The following is a 20139-nucleotide window of genomic DNA, read 5'->3' on the forward strand; positions in this document are numbered from 1 at the left end:
GACCTACGGGAGTCCCCCTTGGACACGCAGACCCGCCCCTCGCCGTCCACGACGACCAAGCACATCTTCGTCACCGGCGGCGTCGCTTCCTCGCTCGGCAAGGGGCTGACCGCCTCCAGCCTGGGAGCCCTGCTGAAGGCGCGGGGCCTGCGGGTCACGATGCAGAAGCTGGACCCGTACCTGAACGTCGACCCCGGCACGATGAACCCGTTCCAGCACGGCGAGGTGTTCGTCACCGCCGACGGCACCGAGACCGACCTGGACATCGGCCACTACGAACGGTTCCTCGACGTCGACCTGGACGGCTCGGCGAACGTGACGACCGGCCAGGTGTACTCGACGGTGATCGCCAAGGAGCGGCGCGGCGAGTACCTCGGCGACACCGTGCAGGTCATCCCGCACATCACCACCGAGATCAAGCACCGCGTCCGCCGCATGGCGACCGACGACGTGGACGTCGTGATCACCGAGGTCGGCGGCACGGTCGGCGACATCGAGTCGCTGCCCTTCCTGGAGACGGTCCGCCAGGTTCGTCACGAGGTCGGCCGCGACAACGTCTTCGTCGTGCACATCTCGCTGCTGCCGTACATCGGCCCCTCCGGCGAGCTGAAGACCAAGCCGACCCAGCACAGCGTGGCCGCGCTGCGCAACATCGGGCTCCAGCCGGACGCGATCGTGCTGCGCTGCGACCGCGAGGTGCCGGGCGCGATCAAACGCAAGATCAGCCTGATGTGCGACGTCGACGAGGCGGCCGTGGTCGCGGCGGTCGACGCCAGGTCCATCTACGACATCCCCCGGGTGCTGCACGCCGAGGGCCTCGACGCCTATGTGGTCCGCAGGCTGGGCCTGCCCTTCCGTGACGTGGACTGGACGCGCTGGAACGACCTGCTCGACCGCGTCCACCACCCCGAGCACGAGGTCACCCTCGCCCTGGTCGGCAAGTACGTCGACCTGCCCGACGCCTACCTCTCCATCGCCGAGGCGCTGCGGGCCGGCGGCTTCGCCAACAGGGCCCGGGTGACGGTGAAATGGGTCGCCTCGGACACCTGCGAGACCCCGGCCGGCGCGGCGAAGCAACTCGCCGACGTCGACGGCGTCTGCGTCCCCGGCGGCTTCGGCGACCGCGGCGTCGCCGGCAAGATCGGCGCCATCAGGTACGCCCGCGAGAACAGGGTCCCGCTGCTCGGGATCTGCCTGGGCCTGCAGTGCGTCGTGATCGAGGCGGCGCGCAACCTGGCCGGCATCCCGGACGCCGACTCCACCGAGTTCGCCCCCGACACCGCGCACCCGGTGATCTCCACCATGGCCGAGCAGCTCGACATCGTCGCCGGTGACGGAGACCTGGGCGGCACCATGCGGCTCGGCTCCTACCCGGCGAGGCTGACCGAGGGCTCGCTGGTGCGCGAGGTGTACGGCGGCCAGGAGTACGTCGAGGAGCGGCACCGGCACCGCTACGAGGTGAACAACGCCTACCGCGCGGAGCTGGAGGAGAAGGCCGGGCTGGTGTTCTCCGGCACCTCCCCGGACGACCGGCTCGTCGAGTACGTCGAGTACCCGCGCGAGGTCCACCCCTATCTGGTCGCCACCCAGGCCCACCCGGAGCTGCGCTCCCGTCCGACCCGACCGCACCCCCTCTTCGCCGGCCTGGTCAGGGCCGCCGTCGACCGCATCACCGCCACCCCTTCCGCGGTAACCCCCACACACCGATAAAGGAGCCCCCGCATGGGTACCTCGCAGGGCCACCGCCCGGTCGTCGCGATAGTCGACGCCTTCTCCACGGCGAGCCATCTCGCCCCGCTCTTCCACGCCCGCGGCTACGACTGCGTACACGTCCAGAGCCTCGCGCGGCCGCCCGCCGCGTTCGGCGCGTCCTTCCGGCCCGACGACTTCCTCGCCACCGTCGTGCACGGCGGCGACCCGGCCGAGACGCTCGCCGCCCTGGCGCCGTACGCCCCGGTCGCGCTGCTGGCCGGCGCGGAGATCGGCGTGGAGCTGGCGGACGTGCTCAGCGAGGCGCTGGGGCTGCGGACCAACGGCACCGAACTGAGCAGTGCCCGGCGGGACAAGTTCCGCATGGTGGAGACCGTCAAGGCCGCCGGGGTGCCGGCCGCCGACCAGATCCTCGCCACCGACCTCGACACCCTGCTGGACTGGTACGGCGAGGCCGAGCGGACCGTCGTCCTCAAGCCGGTCCGCAGCGCGCTGAACGACGGGGTGTCCTTCTGCGGCACGGCCGAGGAGGTCCGGGCGGCGTTCACCGCGCTCGTCGGCGCCGAGAGCGCGGTCGGCCTGCGCAACGACGCCGTGGTCGCGCAGGAGTACCTGGTGGGTGCCGAGTACTACGTCAACACGGTGAGCCTGGACGGCGAGCACTACGTGTGCGACCTCTGGAAGACCCAGCACCTCGGCGTGAACGGCGTGCGCGACCTGCTCGGCGGGTCGGCGCTGATGGTCCGCCGGGGGCCCGAGCAGGACCTGCTGACGGAGTACGCGTTCTCCGTGCTGGACGCCCTCGGGGTGCGCAACGGACCCGCCCACACCGAGCTGAAGCTGACCCCGCAGGGCCCCCGGCTCGTCGAGACCGGCGCCCGGGTGTGCGGCGCCATGCTGCCGCTGCTGACCCAGGCGGCGATCGGCGAGAGCCAGCTGGAGTGGACGGTGCTCGCGTACACGGACCCGGCGGCCTTCGAGGCCCGTCGGCACACCGACTACGAGGTCGCCCGGCACGCGGTCTGCGTCAACATGGTCGCGCCGGAGGCGGGCAAGCTCGTCGACTACCCGAAGCTGGCCGAGCTGCGCGCGCTGGAGAGCTTCCACGACGTGCTGCTGAAGGTGCGGCCGGGCGAGGAGATCTCACGGACCGTCAACGACCTCACGTACCCGATGCTGGTGCATCTGCTGCACGAGGTCGAGGGCGTCGTGACGCACGACTACATGACCGCCCGGTACCTGGACGGCGAGGGTTTCTACGATGTCGCCTAGCCGCCGTCTCGCCGTGGCCGCCGGACCGCTGCTGGTGCTCGGCTACTGCGTCATCAACTCGACCAAGTCCGTCTTCGAGGGCGCCCTGGTCCAGGACCTCTCGCCGGAGTTCATCGCCTTCAACTCCTTCGTCGTGGCCCAGGCGTTCTACTTCCTGACCCTGCGCGACAAACGGGAGCTGCGGGCCGCGGTGCGGCGCTGTCTGCCGGACGTGGTGATGCTCAACGTGTCCACCGCGGTCTGCTGGATCGCGGTGCTGTACGCGTTCACCGCGTTCGAACCGGCCCTGGCCAACTCGCTGATCATCGGGCTGGGCCCGGCCGTGACCATCGCGCTGGGGTTCAAGCTGCGGCCCGGCACGAAGGCGCTGCCGCTGGAGGTGGCCGCGGCCGGGGCGATGCTCGCCGCCATGGCGTATCTGCTGGTCACAGCCTCCGACGGTGCGTCGGCCATCGGGGAACTGCCCACCGGGAAGCTGGTCTTCGGGCTCGTGATGTGTGTGCTGACCACCATCTCGCTGTCGGGGGTGACGTACTACACGAAGCGGCTCGGCGACGCGGGGATGTCGGTGCGGCAGATGATGGCCTCGCGGTTCGTGGCCCTGATCGTCGCCACGTTCGTCATCCTCGTCGCGCGCGACAGCTTCGGCGCGTACTCCCGGGGCAACGTCGGCGCCATCCTCGTGATCAGCCTCGTCGGGGTGATCATCTCGCTGTACCTGCTCCAGCAGGGCATCGTGCGGACCGAACCGATCACGGTCTCCATGCTGTTCGGGACGAACCTGCTGATCACCTACGTGGTCCAGTTCTTCGACCCGCGTCTGCACCAGTCCCAGGACACCTTCTACGGCGTGCTGGCGATCTCCCTGGCCATGTGCCTGGGCACCTGGGCCCGCTGGCGGGCGGGCAAGCGGGACGCCGAGCGGCCCGAGCAGGAGCTCACCGCCGAGGCGGAGGTGAAGGCATGACGGTCCTGGCCCACCTCAGCGACCTGCACCTGGACGGCACCGCGCACAGCGCCGAGCGCACCCGCCGGGCCGTCGCCCGCCTGACCGAGCTGCCGGGCGCGGTGGACGCCGTACTGATCACCGGGGACATCGTGGACCGGGGCACGGTCGCGGAGTACCACCAGGCCCGCGAGGTCCTCGCGCCGCTGTACGAGCGCCACCAGGTGCTGCTGTGCCCGGGCAACCACGACTCCCGCCCGGAGTACCGGCAGGTGCTGCTCGGGGGCGGCGGCGGTACGGCGACGGCACCGGTCAACGAGGCCCGTGACATCGCCGGCGTCCGCGTCCTGATGTGCGATTCCTCGATCCCCGGCCGCGCCGAGGGCCTGCTGGAGCCGGAGACCCTCGACTGGCTCGACGAGTCCCTCGCCGCCGCCCCCGACCGACCCGCCTTCGTCGCCCTGCACCACCCGCCCACGACGCTCGGCCTGCCGTACATCGACCGCATCGGCCTGCGCGAACCGGACGCCCTGGCGAAGATCCTCGACCGCCACCCCCAGGTGGCCGCCGTCCTCTGCGGGCACGCCCACACCCCGACCACCACCTCCTTCGCCGACCGCCCCCTGCTCTGCGCCCCGGGCATCATCTCCACGGCCCTGCTCCCCTGGGAACAGCACCCGGCCTCCTCCTGGAAGACCCACGAGGCGCCGCCCATGCTGACCTTCCATGTCTACGAGGACGGCCGGCTCACGAGTCACGTGCGGGTGGTGTGAGCGTTCGACGTCATCCGCTCACCGGTACGTCCGCCGGCCCAGCAGGTCGGGCAGCGGGTTGACGAGGTCGCCGGACGATGGCTGCCGTTCGGCGGACGGGGTGGCCGTGGGCCAGACGGCGGGGCAGTGGGTGCCCTTGCGGGGGGTCTTCAGGGTGGTGAGGTAGGTGTCGATGGCGTCCCGTGCGCACGGGCTCAGCCAGTAGTCGCCGTGGCCGACTCCGTCGTAGGCGAGGAGTACGGCCTCGCGGCCGATCTGACGGGCGGCGTTGGCGCCCCAGGAATAGGGGGTGGCCGGGTCGAAACGGCTGTTGGTCATCAGGATCGGCGGGGTTCCGTCGACGTGCAGCCTGCGCTGCGGGTTGGTCACCTCGGCCGGCCAGTTCTGGCAGCCGGTCTGGACCGTCCAGCCGAGCGGGCTGAAGAACGGGTACCCGATCGGCTCGCCGTACTTCCGCAGGACCCGTGCCGCCGCGGGGTCGGCGGCGTCCAGGTCGGCGAGGGCCTGTCCATGTGGTCGGCCAGCGGCCCAGTGAGGTCGCGGCAGCTCTCGCACGCGGGACCGTCGCGCGGCACGCCGCCCCGCCTATCCTGGCAGTGAGTGGCCGGCCCGCCGGTCAGGGGGTTTCTCGGACGTTCCCGGACGAGCCAGGGAGGCCCCCGTGCGTGTGGGTCGGGGTCGTAGGTGCCTTGCCGTTGCCGCGTTGTCGCTGGTCGTGGTGGCGGCGTCGGCGCTGGTCGGCTGTGGCTCGGGTGGGGGCGGCTCCGGGGAGGGTGGGTTCCGGGTCGGGCTGTTGCTCAGCCAGAACGTGCAGACGCGGTGGGAGAGGTTCGACAAGCCGCTGATCGAGAAGAGGGTCACGGAGCTGTGCGCGCGGTGCGCGGTGGAGTACGCGAACGCCGAGGGGGACGTCGCCACCCAGAAGCAGCAGGTGGAGGCCATGATCAACAGGGATGTCGAGGTCCTGCTCCTCAGCTCCGTGAACTTCAGGTCGCTGCGCTCCTCCGTCGAGAGGGCCCATGACGCCGGTATCCCGGTGATCGCCTACGACGGTCTCGTCGAGGGCCCGATCTCGGCCCATGTCTCCTTCGACAACGAACGCGTCGGCAGGCTCCAGGGCGAGGCGCTGGTCAGGGCCCTGGGGGACGGGGCCGACGGCGGGCAGGTCGTCATGATGAACGGTCCCCAGACCTCCCCGACGAACATCGCGTTCAAGAAGGGCGCGCTGTCCGTACTCCAGGGCAGGGTGCGGATCGCCAAGTCGTACGACACCCCGGGCTGGAGCCAGGAGACCGCTCACACCAACATGGACAACGCCCTCGCCACCCTGGGCAACGACAACGTCGACGGCGTCTACGCCGCCAACGACGGGCTGGCCGCCGGCGTGATCTCCGCCCTCAGGAGCGCCGGCATCGACCCGCTGCCACCGGTCACCGGCCAGGACGCCGACCTCGCCGCCGTACAGCGCGTCGTGCTGGGCGAGCAGTACATGACCGTGTACAAGCCCTTCAAGGCGGAGGCCGACGCGGCCGCGCGGATCGCCGTCGCCCTGGGGCGCGGCGAGGACATCACCGACCTCACCGACACCACCGTCGACACGGCCACCACCAAGGACATCCCGGCCGTCCAGCTCGACCCCGTCCCCGTGACCACCGCCGACATCAGGTCCACGGTGGTCAAGGACGGCGTCTACACCATCGACCAGATCTGCGCGCCGGGGCTCGCGGCGGCCTGCGAGCGGGCCGGACTCACCGGCTGACGGCGGCCCGTCGCGGCCCCGGCGGCACGGTTCAGGCCCGGCGGGTGCGCAGCAGGCGTTCCGTGCGGGCGTCGAGTTCCGCGCGTTCCTGGGCGGAGCGTTCCGCCTGCGCCACGCGGTACCGGTGGGCCAGGGTCTGCATCCGGTCCCCGGTGTCCAGCTCGACGTGATGGCGCTGCACCTGCTGTTCCATCCGCGCGCACTCGTGCCGCACCTGGAGCTCCTCGGCGTGCAGCCGGCGGCTGGCCTCGAAGCGGGCGCCGAGCAGGGTGTCGTACATCGTGCTGCCGCTCATGAACTTGGCCAGCACGGGCAGCGCGTCGAAGCCCAGGAGCAGCAGGTGCAGCACGATCGTCAGGAACAGCGCGAAGCCGTCCGACCCGGCGACCTCCTTCAGGCCGTGGGCCCGGGTGAGGATGCCGTCGGTGTCGAGGTCGGCGGCGCGTTCCCGGGTCTTGGCGTCGATGGTCCGCTGGAGCTGCGGCTGGTAGGTGTCGGCGGCCCTGTTCTTCTTCTCCGCCAGGGTCTGCCCCTCGGCCCGCAACGCCGCGAGCTGCTTCTCGTACGTGTCGATCTTGCTGGTCCTGCGGTAGGACGAGGAGTCCTCGCGGGCCCGTTCGCAGGTGATGGTGACGTCCCTGACCCCGCCCCGCCAGATCCAGTTCTCCCGGCCGCACAGCCGCTGCTCGGTCGCCATCTTGTCCTTGAGCGTCTTGTTGACCGAGTCGACCTGCGCCTCCAGCGCCTTGGTCCGGGACTCGTTGCTCGCCGTCTGCTGGGACAGTTCCGCCGGGGAGCCGGCGACCTTGAGCTGGTAGCGGCGGCACTCCGGACGGACGGTCGTGGCGGCGCCGTCCGTCGGGTTGCAGGCGACGAGCATGCCGCGGTAGTCGGCCACCTTCTGGTCGTTGCCGACGGCGATCTCCTGGCGGATCTCCTTGTCGAAGATCTGGAACAGGATCGGTTCGGCTATGAACAGGCCCAGCAGCACGGACAGCAGCAGGCGCAGGCCGAGCGACCACTTCTTGACGGCGGTGCCGTGGGTGCTGGAGACCAGCCAGCTGTCCATCACCAGGACCACCCAGAACCAGACCGCCGCGACCAGCAGCACGGCCGCGAGCGGCAGGTCGGAGCGGAAGCTGCCGAGCGCCAGGGCCATGGACAGGGCGCCGACCAGGGCCGTGTTGAGGACGATCGCCCCGTACCAGGTGTAGCGCGTGCGCTCCTCCGGCACCCAGGCCAGGAGGTCCTCCCGGATGCCGATCAGCCGGCGCAGTCGCGCGGCCGGGCCGGTGCTCGGGGGCAGGGGGCGCACGGAGCCGCGGTCGTCGTCGACCGGGGCGCTGTCGTACGGGCGCAGCGGGGTGTCAGTGGCCAAGGCTCGCCTCCGAGTCGGTGCCCCCGAGGTCGAGGTCGCCGTCGTAATCGATGTCGATGTCCGTCTCGCCGCCCCGGCGGGGCCCGTCACCGGCCTCGGGCTTGTCGGAGGCCCCCTCCAGCTCGCCCGGCGCGTCCTCCTCGGGCAGTTCACGTCCGGGCCGTGGCTTGAACGTCACATCGCTGACGCCGTTGATGAACTCGCCCGGACCACTGGGCACCCCGTCGAAGAGGCCCCGGGCGATGGCCTCCTTGCTGAGCGCGGCCTTCACCTGGAGCACGTCCTTGGCCCACTCGCGCTCGTCGCGCTGTTGGCGTTCGGCGTCGGCACGCTCCTCCTGGCGGCGGCGCAGCCCGTCCTCGTGCTCCACGTCCCAGCGGCGGAAGTCCTCCCGTCGCCGCTCCGCCGCGTCCTCGCGCCCCTCGGCGCGGTCCAACTCATGGCGGCGGTCCTCGCGTTCGACCTTCCAGCGCTCGTCCTCCCGGTCGACGGAGAGCCGCTGCAGCTCGGCCTCGTGGTCGGCACGGCGCCGGCTGTCCAGGCGCTGGGCGAGCTCGTCGGCGGTGATGTCGCCGTTGTGCATGGCCAGATAGTCGGCGGCGCTCGGGTTGGTCCCGATCAGCCGGACGTCCTCGGTGAGCTCGATGCGCGTGGCGTGGTTGCGCTCGGCACGCTGCCGGAGGTCGTACTCCTGCTGTTCGGCGCCCGTCTCGCGCTCGTAGCGGCTGCGCAGGCTCTCCTCCTCCTGCCGGTTGCGTTCCTTGCGCACGGCGCTCATGTTCCGCAGTTCCTCGCGCCGGATCTCCAGCTCGGTCTCCAGCAGGGCGCGGCGCAGGTTCGCCTCCTGCTCCCGCTCCTCCCGCTCGCGCGTCCACTCCAGCTTGCGGCGGTCCTCGTCCTCCTTCGCGAGGGCGTCGGCCAGCTCCGTCGGGGTGAGGACCTCGACCGCTCCGTGCCGGGCGCGCAGCCCGAACAGCTCGGCCGGGCGCATCTCCTGGTACGCGGTCAGCCGGGCGTCGATCCGGTCGCGCACGGCGAGCGAGTCGACGATCGCCCGGTCGCTGCCCTCCTCGACAAACCCCGGCACCGACCGCAGATGGCTCAGGAGCAGCGCCTCCACGTCGGTGATGCCGTGGCGTACGACCGCGCACGGGTCGGTGACGGTGCAGTAGAAGGTGGTCCGTACGGTGAAGTCGCCCGCCTCGACGGACGGGATGCGGGTCTCCACCTCGACGGGTACCTCGACCCGCCGGTCGACGACCGTGACCGAGCTGGCCGCGACCACCGCGGGGTCGTCGGGGCGCAGCTGCCCGTGGTCCTCGACGTACTCCCCGCCGATCCGGAAGACGCGCACCTGGTGCGCGGCGACCCTGGGCAGTTCGTCGTCGTCGCGTGCCGGGCGCCGGTTCAGAAAGCCACCGCGCTTGCCCGCACGTGCGTATTCCCGCTGCTCGACGAGCGGGTAGTTCCGGGAGCTCCTGGAGGTCCCGGAGTTCTTGGAGTTCTCGGCCATACCTGTCATTCCTCCGTGCTCAGTACGGCGTCAAGGAAGAGTTGGATCAGATGGGTGGGCGCCGGGCCGGACCGCTCGGCGCGGCGGGCGGCCGCTTCCAGCCCGGCCGGCAGCGCCTCGCGTTCGTCCGGCCGCAGGGCCCCGCCGACGGCCGCGCCGAGGCGGACGGCGACCGGCCCGGGCTCCTCGCACACGGCGGACAGCGCCCTCAGGGTGGCGTGCAGCCCGTCCAGGGCCCGCGTCCAGCGGGGCAGGTTGCCCAGGACGCCGGCCCACAACTCGCCGATCTTCTGGGTCTGTCGGGGGCTGTGCACCAGTACGTCGGCGCAGACCGGGCGGCCCGTGCGCGCGTCGCGGGCACGCAGGACGGTCAGGGCGGCGTCGAGGACGCCCTCCTTGGGGGGACCGGCGAGCAGGTCGCGCTGGGCGCGCAGCCGGTAGGCGAGCGGCCGGAACACCGCGCCGGTGTCCTCCCCGCACTCGGCGAGCACCGCGACCAGCCCGGCCAGCGCGAACGAGGCCCCGCCGCCGCGCCCCGTCAGCCGCAGCAGGGTCTGCACGGCGTCCGTGGGGAAGCGCACGCCGAGCTGGCCGCTGAACGCGGCGGTCGCCGTGGAGCGCATCACCGGGTCGTAGGAGCGGGCCCAGTCCCGGGCCACGCCGAGCGCCACGGCGGCGAGGCTCTCGTCGAGGCACATGCAGTGCAGCACCAGCGTGGCGGTGGACTGCCCGGCGGGGCCCGCGGCACCGGACGCCCAGGGGTGCAGATAGTTCTGGACGACCTCGTCGAAGGCGGACGGGGCGAGCAGCGCCAGCCCCTGCGCGATGGACAGCTGCGTCTCCAGGCCGGTCCGCCCGTCGCGCAGCAGCCCGGTCAGCCAGTCCCGTACGCCGTCCCAGTACACCGTCGAACGCATGGTCCACAGTTCCCGCAGCACCCACTGGCGGTACTGCTGGTGCGCGAAGACCAGCGCGGTGCGGGTCAGGGCGCCGTTCTTGCGCTCCTCGACGGCGACGAGCGGGTTGCGGGCCAGCGACAGGCGACGATCGGCGGCCCGCCGGGCGGCCTCGGCGGCCTCCTCCTCCGTCGGCTTCGCGAAGGCGCGGGCCACCCACCGCTCCAGCCGCTGCTGGTAGGTCTCGAAGTCGCGGAAGCCCGCGCCGGTCACGAAGGAGAGCGTCGTGACCTCGGCCCACTCCTGCGGCGTGCGCTCCGCGGCGAACCACTCGCGCACGGGTGCCGCCGCGCTGCTGCCGTACTCCTTCCAGACCACGTCGGGCTCGGCGCCCTCGGCGAGCCGCTCGGCCGCCGCGACGACCTCAGCGGTCCGGCATCCGTCGGGCATCAGCGCCACGGCCCGCTCCACGGTCTCCGGCGCGCACCGCGCGCGCGTCAGCCGCACCCGCAGCACGGCCGCCGGATCGGGCGCCTGCCAGGACACATGGCGTACGGATTCGGCGGCCCGGCCCTGCACCTCGTGCACGGTGGTCACCACCAGGTGCGCCCCGTGCTCGCGCACGGTGTCCCGCACGCGCCGCCAGTCGAAGTCGGCGGTGGCGGAGGGGTTTTCGTGCATCCGGTCCAGCAGCACGTACCCGACGCCCTTGGCGAACTCCACCCGCCCGTTGGCGAGTTCCTCCAGGCTGCGGCCCGGTGACAGCACCACGTACTCGCTGCCCCCGGCGACGGTGGCGACGAGTGCCACGGCCGCGGCGCGCTTGCCGGTGCCGGACGGGCCGACGAGGACCACCACGCCGTCGCGCTGCAGCGCGGTCACGGCCTCCTCGAAGCAGTCGGGTTCCACGTACGAGGCGAGGACGGCGTCCGCCTCGCCCGCGTCGAGCCGGCCGACGGCACGGCGGCGGGCGTGGGCGGAGTCGGCGACGCCGATGCCGAAGTGCATCTCCGGGGCGTCGAGGGCGCCGAGGAAGTACTGGTTGACGTTGTTGTGGTGGACCTGGCTCGCGGAGGCGGCCCGGGCCTTCTCCTCGGCCGTGGCGTCGGCCCCTTCTTCGGCCTTCTCGGCCTTCCCGTCGGCCTTGTCCTTGGCCTTCTCCTCGGCCTTCTTCCGCCCCAAGGCGTCACCCGTGTCCTCGCCGTCGCGGGCGGGGCCCGCGCCGGAGTCGACGGGCTCCACGGGCTCCATGGGCTCCATGGGCTCCATGGGCTCCTGGGACTCCACGGGCTTCTCCGACTGCTCGGCCCCGTCGGACTCCGGGGCCTTCTTGCCCGCCGCGTGCGCCGCGGGTTCGGGCTCGGGTGCCTTCGGAGCCGACCCGGCCGGTTCCGGGGCCGGTTCCGCGTGCGGGCGGCCGTCCCGGCCGGCCCGCTCGCTCTCTTGCTCGTCCATCATCAGCCGTCACTCGGTTCCATCGGATTCAGTTGTGGATCCCGAAGACGGCACGCTGTGCGTTGATGGTTCCGGTGTTGACGGTAACCACCGTGTTCACCGGGGCAGTTGGAGCACTCCGGGGGCGCGCGTCAACAACTTCACCACCCCCGTCACCCGGCGCACCCCCGGCACTCCCGTCGCCCCCGCCCCCCTCGTCACCCAGATCCAGCGCCCGCAGGTCCGCCCCCGGCACCCAGATCCAGGCCCGCCCCGCGTACTCCTTCTCGGCGATCCGCACCTCGCGGAACTCCCCCGCCCGGAAGGTCGTGTACGCCTCCCGCACCACGTCGTTGAACACGGTCGCGGAGACGGCCACGGCCAGACAGGCGTCCGGCACCGCCGCCAGCGCCGACCGCAGCGTCGCGCTGTCCAGGATCCGCCCGATCTCGACGGGCGCCCGGCCCACGAACCCGGTCGGCGCCGGCGACGCCGTACCGAAGTGCACCGCGGCCCGCAGCCGCAGCCACGCCTCGGGCAGCCGCCCGTGGTTGAAGGCCCGCAGCCCCGCGTCCAGCCGGCGCATGAAGGGGTCGACGAGGTCGGGCTCGGAGGCCCCGTCCGGCAGGACCGCGAGCACCGAGTCACCGCCCTCCTGCGTCTCCCACCGCTCCCGCTGGAGGCCGGCCGCGTCGGCGGCCTCGGCGAGCAGCCGCTGTATCGCCTCCTGGAACTGACGCTGGGTCAGTACATCGACCCCGCCGTATCCCTTGGCGTCGACCGCCAGCAGCAGTCTGCGACCGAACGTTCCCATGATCGAACTCTCCGCTCATTTCCTGGAGTCACGCTCCGTGGCCGTGCGTCCAGGGGCACGCACTGGACACGCCGGCGTCCGCTCCCCCCACACGCGGACGCCGGCACGCCAGTCGTACACGCCTCATGAGTGGTGAGACCCCGTCGAAATACGGGATGCGGAAGGGGGCGGAAACATACTGCGGGTGACAGAAGTTACGGGCTGGTACAAGTACGGCGAGGGCGATAACCGGTCATACGAGATCCCGCATAAATGCGAGGTTCCGCGGCCCGGCCGCGGTGCCTACTGGGGTCCTCGACCGCATCGCCCACCGCAGGAGGAACGCGTATGCCGCCCATCGGTGCCGACCCGGAGAGCCGTCCCGAGCAGTACATGTTCGGGGCACTGCAGGCCACGCACCAGCACGCCGACACCAAAGCCGGGATCCTGGCCGCCGCGCAGGCCGCGATGGTCGGCACCGCCGGTTCCTGGAGCGGACAGGCCCTGCACACCGCGCAGAGCGGCGGTGTACGGGGCGTAGTGGCCGGAAGTCTGTTGGTCCTGTTCGTCTGCGGGCTGCTCGGCGGCGCCGGGTCCCTGGCCGCCGCCCTGCGCCCCCGGGTGCTGCGTCCCGGCGGCGTCAACCGCTACAGCTTCGCCCACCTCGCGACCGGCCCCGACCTCGTGCCGCCGACGGGCCACAGCGGTGAGGAGCAGCGACTGCGCCGGGAGCTGTCGTGCACGATCCGGTTCCTCGCGCGGGTGGCCGTGCGCAAGTACCGGTGCCTGACGGCGGCGGTGCTGTGCACGGCGGCGATGGGCGCCAGCGCCGGCCTGCTGGCGGTGGCCCGCCCACTGCTGGGCTGACGCGGCGGCCTCACTCCTGCGGCAGGTCCGCCAGTTCCGTGAGCCGGGCCAGGTCGCGGATGGTCGTGGTGCGGTACCCGGTCTCCAGCAGCCCGTTCAGGCGCAGTTCCCGCAGGCCCTTGTGGATCGTCGTCTCGGCGGCGCCGGTGAGCGCGGCGAGCTCCGGCTGGGTCAGCCGGCAGCCGACGACCACGCCGCCGTCCACCGGATGGCCGTAGGAGGTGGCCAGTTCCACCAGGAGGCGGGCCAGGCGGACCTTGGCCGGGTAGCCGCGGAAGTCCAGGCGACGGCGGTTGGCCCAGCGCAGCCGGTCGGCGATAATCCTGGTCAGCGCCACGGACACCTCGGGCCGCCGCATCAGCAGCTCGTGCAGCGTGCCGGGTTGCAGGACCCGTGCCGTCATCGGGCCGCAGGCCGTCACGGTCGCCGAGCGCGGCGCCGAGCCGTCCACGGCCGCCATCTCGCCGACGGTGTCACCGCCGACACGGACGGCGAGCAGCGAGGTCTCGCCGTTCTCCACGCGCGCCGTCACCTTGGCGAAGCCGGAGAGCAGCAACAGCGCGTGCCGGTCGGTCGCGCCCTCGCTCAGCAGCACGTCACCGGCCTCGAACCGCCTGCGCACCCCCAGTTCGAGCATCTCCTGCCGCGCCTGCGACGACAGCACCCCCAACAGGCTGCGCGCGGGCCATTCCACGGAGCTGTACTGCATGAGCGGCCCCCCTGACGGTCGGCGTACACCCCGAGATCCTGCCCTCTCCCCCCTCCTCCCCACGGCCGATCCGCCCAATCGACACCAGCCGTCCCCGGGGCCCGCGCACGCACACCGGCGAGCCGGGCCGAGGACCGGCCGCAGGAGTAGCGTGGGAAGGGCAGGGCCAGGAGTCCGTACACCCCGTGGAGCGGGCATGATCCACGCAGCCGATGTCCGGGAGTGGCGCGAGCACGACGTGGTCGACCCCAGGGGACGGAAGATCGGCATCCTCGAAGCCGTCTACGTGGACACCGCCACGGACGAACCCGCGATGGCCACGGTCCGTACGGGGCTGCCCACCCGTCAGCGTCTGGTCTTCGTCCCGCTCGACGACGCCGTTCTGGGCCCCGGCTACCTCAAGGTCCCCCATGCCAAGGGGCTGGTCCGCAAGGCGCCTTCGATCGGGACGGACGACGTACTGCCGGCCGAGCGGGAGGAGACGGTCTTCCGCTACTACGACATCGAGTACCGGCCGGGTGTGCACGGCGAACGCCGGCTCGCGCGCCGCTGACCGACGGGCGGCGATCGGCCGACTGTCGGAGTGTGCTCTTCGTGGTGCTCTTCGTCGTACTCGTCGTGGCCGACGCCCGGCGGAAGTCTGTCACGGCGGTACCACATCTGCGGGCCCGGCGGCGTTAGGGTTGTAGCAGCCCCCGAAACGAAGGTGCCATGCCCGCTGAGAACGTCCCCGTCGCCGGGAATCTCGACGACGACGACTATCCCGCCTACACCATGGGACGAGCCGCAGACGTTCTCGGCATCACCCCGGCCTTCCTCCGCGCGGTCGGCGGCACCGGCCTGATCACCCCGCTGCGCTCGGAGGGCGGCCACCGCCGCTATTCCCGCCGCCAGTTGCGGATCGCCGCCCGCGCCCGTGAGCTCGTCGACCAGGGCACCCCCGTCGAGGCCGCCTGCCGGATCATCTCCCTGGAGGACCAGCTGGAGGACGCCCTCCGGCTGAACCGGGACATGCGCCGAAGGCTGGACGAGCGGGACGCCTAGATACCTGGTCCGGCCGGTACAGAATTATGGCCCACGGCGGGACGAGAATTACCGGGTGGCGCCAAAAATGCACGGGGGCGTCCGGCCCGACTGTGTTAGCGTGATACCAGTTGCAGTTTTGGTTGCCAGAGACTTGTTTCTTTGCAGAGCTTTCCGGATCTTTCCGGAGGGGTGATCATCGCGGCGACTCGGATCCGTAAAGTGCGGATTCCGGTACTGCCCCCCAAGGGAGATTCAATATGGCATCTGGCACCGTGAAGTGGTTCAACGCGGAAAAGGGCTTCGGCTTCATCGAGCAGGACGGCGGCGGCGCTGACGTGTTCGCCCACTACTCGAACATCGCCACCAGCGGCTTCCGCGAGCTTCAGGAAGGCCAGAAGGTTACCTTCGACGTCACGCAGGGCCAGAAGGGCCCGCAGGCCGAGAACATCGTTCCCGCCTGACGTCGACTGACGCGAACATGAGGCTGGGGCCCGCGCTCTTGGGGTGCGGGCCCCAGCTCATTGCTTTCCCGGAGTTCCCCGGCTTCGCCAAGCCCTGCGAGTTCTCCGGGTCCTCCGACTTTCCGGATCACTGACCGCCCCGGCTTCCCCGCCGAGCGGCATTTCGTATTTCCCTCGGCTCATTCTTGTGAATCCGCGTGCGGTCCCCCACCGCTGGGCAGAATTCCTCGATACGCCGGATCGAGGAAGGTTCCCCATGAACCGCACCCGCCGTACCGGCGGCAGCTCAGGACGCGTCCGTGCCCACAAGACGGGCCGGCAGAACCCCCGAGCACGCACCACCACCACCCGTCCGCAGGAATTCACCCTGCCGGTCACCCTCACCGAGCCGCTGCCCGCGGTCGCGACCTTCGCCGAGCTGGACCTGCCGGCCCGGCTGCTGGCCGCGCTCGCCGCCGAGGGCGTGACCGTGCCCTTCCCGATCCAGGCCGCCACGCTGCCGAACGCGCTGGCCGGCCGGGACGTGCTGGGCCGGGGCCGCACCGGCTCGGGCAAGACGCTCGCCTTCGGCCTGCCCGTACTGGCCCGGCTGAACGGCCTGCGGGCCCAGCCCCGGCAACCCCTCGCGCTCGTCCTCGTCCCCACCCGGGAACTCGCCCAGCAGGTCACCGACGCGCTCACCCCCTACGCCCGCGCCCTGCGGCTGCGGCTCGCCACCGTCGTGGGCGGCATGTCGATCGGCCGGCAGGCCACCGCGCTGCGCGGCGGCGCCGAGGTCGTCGTGGCGACGCCCGGCCGGCTCAAGGACCTCATCGAACGCGGCGACTGCAGGCTGGACCAGGTCGGTGTCACCGTCCTGGACGAGGCCGACCAGATGGCCGACATGGGCTTCATGCCCCAGGTGACCGCCCTGCTCGACCAGGTCGCCCCCGGCGGCCAGCGGCTGCTGTTCTCGGCCACCCTGGACCGCAACATCGACCTCCTGGTACGCCGCTACCTCCACGACCCCGTGGTGCACTCGGTCGACCCGTCCGCGGGCGCCGTCAGCACCATGGAGCACCATCTGCTGCACGTGCGGGACGCCGACAAGCACACCACCGCGACCGAGATCGCCGCCCGCGACGGCCGGGTGATCATGTTCCTGGACACCAAGCACGCCGCGGACCGGCTGGCCAAGCACCTGCTGTCCGTCGGTGTGCGGGCCTCCGCGCTGCACGGCGGCAAGTCCCAGCCGCAGCGCAACAAGACGCTCGCCCGGTTCAAGGACGGCGAGGTCACCGTCCTGGTGGCCACCAACGTCGCCGCCCGCGGCATCCACGTCGACGACCTCGACCTCGTCGTCAACGTCGACCCGCCCGGCGACCACAAGGACTATCTGCACCGCGGCGGCCGTACCGCGCGCGCCGGCGAGTCCGGCACCGTCGTCACCCTGGTCCTGCCGCACCAGCGGCGCGCCATGGACCGTCTGATGGCCGACGCCGGCATCACACCGCGCTCCGCCCAGGTCCGCCCCGGCGAGGCCGAACTGCACCGCATCACCGGCGCCCGCACCCCCTCCGGCGTGCCCGTCACCCTCACCCCGCCGCCCGCCGAGCAGAGCGAACGTACGGCGGCCCCCGGCCGCGGCCGGCGCGGACGCCCCGGCGGTCGCGGCGGGAACGGACGCTCCACCACCCGAAGCCGCCGCTCCGCCCCCAGGAACACCCAGCGGAACACCCCGTAGCCCAGGCAACTGAAGTGGAGGCACCCATGCGTTGTGTCATCGCCCGTTTCCCCTTCGACCTGATCAAGAGCGAGGTCGAGCAGTCGATGAGCGGCGTCACGCCCGAACCCCTCGCGGGCGTGGCCGTCACCATCGGCCGCAGCGTGTACCCCGTGATGCAGGTCGGCGAAGTGATCACCCGGCAGAACCGCCGTGACTTCACCGCCGGCGAGATGCGCCGGGCCCTGACCCGGCTCGGTTTCACCTGCCACGACACCCCTCCGGTCACCCCGGCCGGCGGCACGCGCGCCGACGAAAGTGCGCTGGGCTGGTGACCTCTCGGCCGCTGTCCGCTCCCGTGACGGCCGCGGTCGGGCTAGGCTCCTGAGACATGACGCACCCTGACGACCTGCTCGTCGCGATCGCCGCGATGGTGGAGTCGCGGCACAGCAGCCAGATGTCCCTGACCGTGGTGATCCCGGGGGCCGTCATCACGGGACGGCTGGCCCCCGAGGCCATGTGGAAGGAACGCGTGGCCGAAGTCCTGGGGGACTCCGAGCACCTGCGGCCGTTCGCCGCGGCGTTCACCCCGCCCCGGGACGGCGGCGGCCACGGGCCGCAGGACGGGGCCGCTCCCACGCATCTCCACTTCCACGTCGCCCGGATCCTCCAGGGCAGCTTCGGCATCCCCGACACGGGCGGCATGTACCGGGTCGCGCTGGCGGACGTCAGCGCCTGGACCATCGGCGACATCGGCTACTCGGATCAGTGAAAGCCCGCGGCTCCTCCCCTGCGCGGGGAGGAGCCGGGGGCTTTCGCGCCTACCGGGTCTACGCGGCGTCGTCACCCGTCACGTCGGTCACCGTCCAGCGCTGGTTGGCGCCGGAGTTCGGCTGCCATACGCCGACGGTGGCACCGTCGTTCGTGGACTGCCCGGAGACGTCCGGGAGCTGTCCGGTGGCGGCGTTGACGAGGGTCCAGGTGCCGTCGCCGGTCGTCGACATGATCCACTGGGCGGCGCTGTCGCGGCGGCCCTCGTCGGGCTCGGCCACCAGGGCGCCGGCACGGATGGCGAGGCGCTTGTCCTCGGTCGTCTCGGTGAAGGCGTACCGCTTGCGGTTGTCGCTGCCGTTGCCGCTGATCTGCTCCAGGCGCCACTGCTGACCGCTGGGGTCGGTGGCGTCGGCGGCCTTGATGACGAGGCCGGTGCCGTTGTCGGCGATGGTGAGGTCCTTGCCGCTCTGGACGCCGGTCAGCCGGTAGGTGTGGCCCCGGCGCAGCTCGGCCGCGTCCTTGGCGACCCCGGACACGCCCTTGACCAGGAACGACGTCACGGACTGGGCGGGCACGGCGATCGTGGCCTGCTTGCCGGTGACCCGGACGGGACGCTGCTTCTCCAGCTTGCCGTCGGCGCTGGTCACCACCGGGGTGACGGTGGCGTGCGAGGAGACGCGGCCGAACTTCGACAGGTCGATCGTGACGTCACGGGCCTCGGTGGTGCTGTTGACGTGGACGACGGTCGCCGCGTCGCCCTTGCGGGAGACCGCCGCGGTGCTGGAGGTGTCGTTCGTCTTGATCAGCCGGTCACCGGGCTTGATGTAGTGGGTGAAGTTGCGGGCCGTGTCGAACTTGGTGTTGGTATAGATCGGGCAGGACTTGAGCGTGTCCTCCTTGGTGCAGCTGAACGACAGTTGGATCTCGCCCCAGTTGCCGCCCTTCGCGGACTCGCCGCCCGGCTTCATGTTGTCGTAGTCCTCGACGGGCTGCCAGAACACCCAGGCGCGGGGCTCCAGTTCGCGCAGGTCGTCGACGATGCGCTGGGCGAGGCCGAGGCCGGGGCGCATGTCCGTGAAGCTCTGGCCGTCGCCCCAGTCGCCCTCGACCTCGCTCATCCACAGCGGCTTGTCGGCGGCCTTGGCCAGGTCGCGGACAGTGGTGCGCTGGCTGGTGCCGTAGGTGTGGACGTTCATCTGGCCGACGAGGTCGCGGACCTCCTGGGGGTAGGAGTTCCAGTTGGTGGCGAAGGTGCCGGGGTTGGTCTCGTCCATCGCGGAGATCTCCGCGCCGGTCCTCGACTTCTCCAGGGTCGGGCCCAGCGCGCGGATCACCTTCTGCTGGAGCTCGGGGCCGATGTGGGCGCCTTCCTGGCGGCCGCCGACGGGCTCGCCGTCCGGGCCGAGCTTGGTGCCCCAGTAGTTGGTGTTCGGCTCGTTGAACGGGTCGAGGGTGTCGACCTTGATGCCGTGCGCCTTCTCCAGCCGCTCGGTGGCGCCCACCAGGTACTTGGCGAAGTCGTCCACGGACTCGGTCTTGAGCTGGTCCTTGCCGGCGTCGAAGTTGCCGGAGACGTAGCCGCTCTCGGTCATGAACCACGGCGGGGAGTTGCTGAAGGTCTCCCAGTGGGTGATGTCCTTCTTGATGCGGTCGACCCACCAGCGCTGCGTCTTGTCGGCCTTGTTGTTCCAGTCGGCGGGGTCGTCGGCGTCCCACCAGTCGACGTCCTCGCGGGTGGTGCCCGCCGGGGCCTTCCACCAGCCCTCGACGGCGCCGCCGGCCCGCAGGTAGTCCTTGACGTCCGGGGCGTTGCCGCCGCCGATGTTGTAGCGGGCGATGTTCAGGGCGAGGCCGTCGTCGCCGAAGAGGAGCTTCGCGAGCTTCTCGCGGATCGCGGGCGGGTAGTCGCCGGTGGCGTTGGCGAACCAGACCAGGCTGGTGCCCCAGCCCTCGAACTTCTCCTGCTTGTACGACGGGTCGGGGCGGACGGTGACCGAAGCGGCGGCGGTCGTGTCCGCGGGCGCGGCCGGCAGCGCGGTGGCGGCCAGCGCGGTGCCGGTCGCGAGGGCGGTGACGCCGATGCCCAGGAGTCTTCTCTTACGGGTGCGGTGTGCCATCTCGAGTAC

19 protein-coding genes are annotated in these 20139 nt (G+C 71.6%); 12 read left to right on the plus strand and 7 right to left on the minus strand.

Going from position 1 to position 20139, the window contains the following annotated elements:
- The first annotated feature begins 18 nt into the window (after nt 1-18).
- Genes ACFZBP_RS07975 through ACFZBP_RS07990 form a run of 4 tightly spaced genes read left to right on the plus strand, consistent with a single transcriptional unit; the run spans nt 19 to nt 4701 of the window.
- Nucleotides 19-1710 carry a CTP synthase gene (locus ACFZBP_RS07975; RefSeq protein WP_383449828.1) on the plus strand — a complete coding sequence of 564 codons (1692 nt, stop codon included), beginning with the start codon at nt 19-21 and terminating at the stop codon, nt 1708-1710.
- A gap of 12 nt (nt 1711-1722) precedes the next feature.
- On the plus strand, nt 1723-2982 hold the full coding sequence (locus tag ACFZBP_RS07980) for an ATP-grasp domain-containing protein (protein WP_391410990.1): 1260 nt from the start codon (nt 1723-1725) through the stop codon (nt 2980-2982).
- Nucleotides 2972-3949: an EamA/RhaT family transporter gene (locus ACFZBP_RS07985; RefSeq protein WP_391410992.1), complete on the plus strand. Its 978-nt coding sequence runs from the start codon at nt 2972-2974 to the stop codon at nt 3947-3949. Before ACFZBP_RS07980 ends, ACFZBP_RS07985 begins: the two co-directional genes overlap by 11 nt.
- Nucleotides 3946-4701 (plus strand): metallophosphoesterase, encoded by a 756-nt coding sequence (locus tag ACFZBP_RS07990; protein ID WP_391410994.1) that lies wholly within the window; start codon nt 3946-3948, stop codon nt 4699-4701. The genes ACFZBP_RS07985 and ACFZBP_RS07990 overlap by 4 nt, the downstream gene beginning before the upstream one ends.
- Nucleotides 4702-4719: 18 nt before the next feature.
- Here ACFZBP_RS07990 and ACFZBP_RS07995 read toward each other — a convergent pair whose 3' ends face one another.
- On the minus strand, nt 4720-5256 hold the full coding sequence (locus tag ACFZBP_RS07995) for an alpha/beta hydrolase (RefSeq protein WP_391410996.1): 537 nt from the start codon (nt 5254-5256) through the stop codon (nt 4720-4722).
- Between the two features lie 148 nt (nt 5257-5404).
- Between ACFZBP_RS07995 and ACFZBP_RS08000 the strand changes: the two genes are divergently transcribed.
- On the plus strand, nt 5405-6460 hold the full coding sequence (locus ACFZBP_RS08000; RefSeq protein WP_391410998.1) for a substrate-binding domain-containing protein: 1056 nt from the start codon (nt 5405-5407) through the stop codon (nt 6458-6460).
- Nucleotides 6461-6491: 31 nt separating this feature from the next.
- Here the strand turns inward: ACFZBP_RS08000 and ACFZBP_RS08005 are convergent, their stop codons facing one another.
- The 4 genes from ACFZBP_RS08005 to ACFZBP_RS08020 are packed head-to-tail and all read right to left on the minus strand — an operon-like array spanning nt 6492 to nt 12495.
- The gene (locus ACFZBP_RS08005; RefSeq protein ID WP_391411000.1) at nt 6492-7838 is read right to left on the minus strand and encodes a DUF4407 domain-containing protein; all 1347 of its coding nucleotides are present in this window, start codon (nt 7836-7838) and stop codon (nt 6492-6494) included.
- On the minus strand, nt 7828-9351 hold the full coding sequence (locus tag ACFZBP_RS08010; protein ID WP_383449819.1) for a hypothetical protein: 1524 nt from the start codon (nt 9349-9351) through the stop codon (nt 7828-7830). Before ACFZBP_RS08010 ends, ACFZBP_RS08005 begins: the two co-directional genes overlap by 11 nt.
- 5 nt (nt 9352-9356) lie before the next feature.
- A complete protein-coding gene (locus ACFZBP_RS08015) occupies nt 9357-11705 on the minus strand; it encodes a hypothetical protein (protein ID WP_391411003.1) in 2349 nt (782 codons plus the stop codon).
- Nucleotides 11706-11730: 25 nt separating this feature from the next.
- Complete coding sequence (locus ACFZBP_RS08020; protein WP_391411005.1) at nt 11731-12495, minus strand: hypothetical protein; 765 nt, start codon at nt 12493-12495, stop codon at nt 11731-11733.
- 327 nt (nt 12496-12822) lie between these two features.
- Between ACFZBP_RS08020 and ACFZBP_RS08025 the strand changes: the two genes are divergently transcribed.
- Nucleotides 12823-13341 (plus strand): Pycsar system effector family protein, encoded by a 519-nt coding sequence (locus ACFZBP_RS08025; RefSeq protein WP_391411007.1) that lies wholly within the window; start codon nt 12823-12825, stop codon nt 13339-13341.
- Between the two features lie 10 nt (nt 13342-13351).
- Here the strand turns inward: ACFZBP_RS08025 and ACFZBP_RS08030 are convergent, their stop codons facing one another.
- A complete protein-coding gene (locus tag ACFZBP_RS08030; protein ID WP_383449815.1) occupies nt 13352-14050 on the minus strand; it encodes a Crp/Fnr family transcriptional regulator in 699 nt (232 codons plus the stop codon).
- Nucleotides 14051-14246: 196 nt separating this feature from the next.
- On the opposite strand from ACFZBP_RS08030, the gene ACFZBP_RS08035 reads away from it, so the two are divergent.
- The 6 genes from ACFZBP_RS08035 to ACFZBP_RS08060 all read left to right on the plus strand — a co-directional run bounded on the left by ACFZBP_RS08035 (nt 14247) and on the right by ACFZBP_RS08060 (nt 18011).
- Nucleotides 14247-14603, plus strand: coding sequence for a PRC-barrel domain-containing protein (locus ACFZBP_RS08035; protein ID WP_391411010.1), 357 nt, complete (start codon nt 14247-14249; stop codon nt 14601-14603).
- 158 nt (nt 14604-14761) lie between these two features.
- Complete coding sequence (locus ACFZBP_RS08040) at nt 14762-15094, plus strand: MerR family transcriptional regulator (RefSeq protein ID WP_391411012.1); 333 nt, start codon at nt 14762-14764, stop codon at nt 15092-15094.
- A gap of 239 nt (nt 15095-15333) precedes the next feature.
- A complete protein-coding gene (locus ACFZBP_RS08045; protein WP_007383480.1) occupies nt 15334-15537 on the plus strand; it encodes a cold-shock protein in 204 nt (67 codons plus the stop codon).
- Nucleotides 15538-15793: 256 nt separating this feature from the next.
- Nucleotides 15794-17260, plus strand: a complete 1467-nt coding sequence (locus ACFZBP_RS08050; protein WP_391411014.1) for a DEAD/DEAH box helicase — start codon at nt 15794-15796, stop codon at nt 17258-17260.
- Nucleotides 17261-17286: 26 nt separating this feature from the next.
- Nucleotides 17287-17574, plus strand: a complete 288-nt coding sequence (locus ACFZBP_RS08055; RefSeq protein ID WP_391411016.1) for an SCO5918 family protein — start codon at nt 17287-17289, stop codon at nt 17572-17574.
- Nucleotides 17575-17630: 56 nt separating this feature from the next.
- Complete coding sequence (locus ACFZBP_RS08060; protein WP_383449810.1) at nt 17631-18011, plus strand: hypothetical protein; 381 nt, start codon at nt 17631-17633, stop codon at nt 18009-18011.
- A 58-nt stretch (nt 18012-18069) separates the two neighbouring features.
- Here ACFZBP_RS08060 and ACFZBP_RS08065 read toward each other — a convergent pair whose 3' ends face one another.
- Complete coding sequence (locus ACFZBP_RS08065; protein ID WP_391411019.1) at nt 18070-20130, minus strand: glycoside hydrolase; 2061 nt, start codon at nt 20128-20130, stop codon at nt 18070-18072.
- Between the last annotated feature and the right edge of the window lie 9 nt (nt 20131-20139).

This window comes from Streptomyces sp. NPDC008086, assembly GCF_042957325.1.
GTDB lineage: Bacteria > Actinomycetota > Actinomycetes > Streptomycetales > Streptomycetaceae > Streptomyces.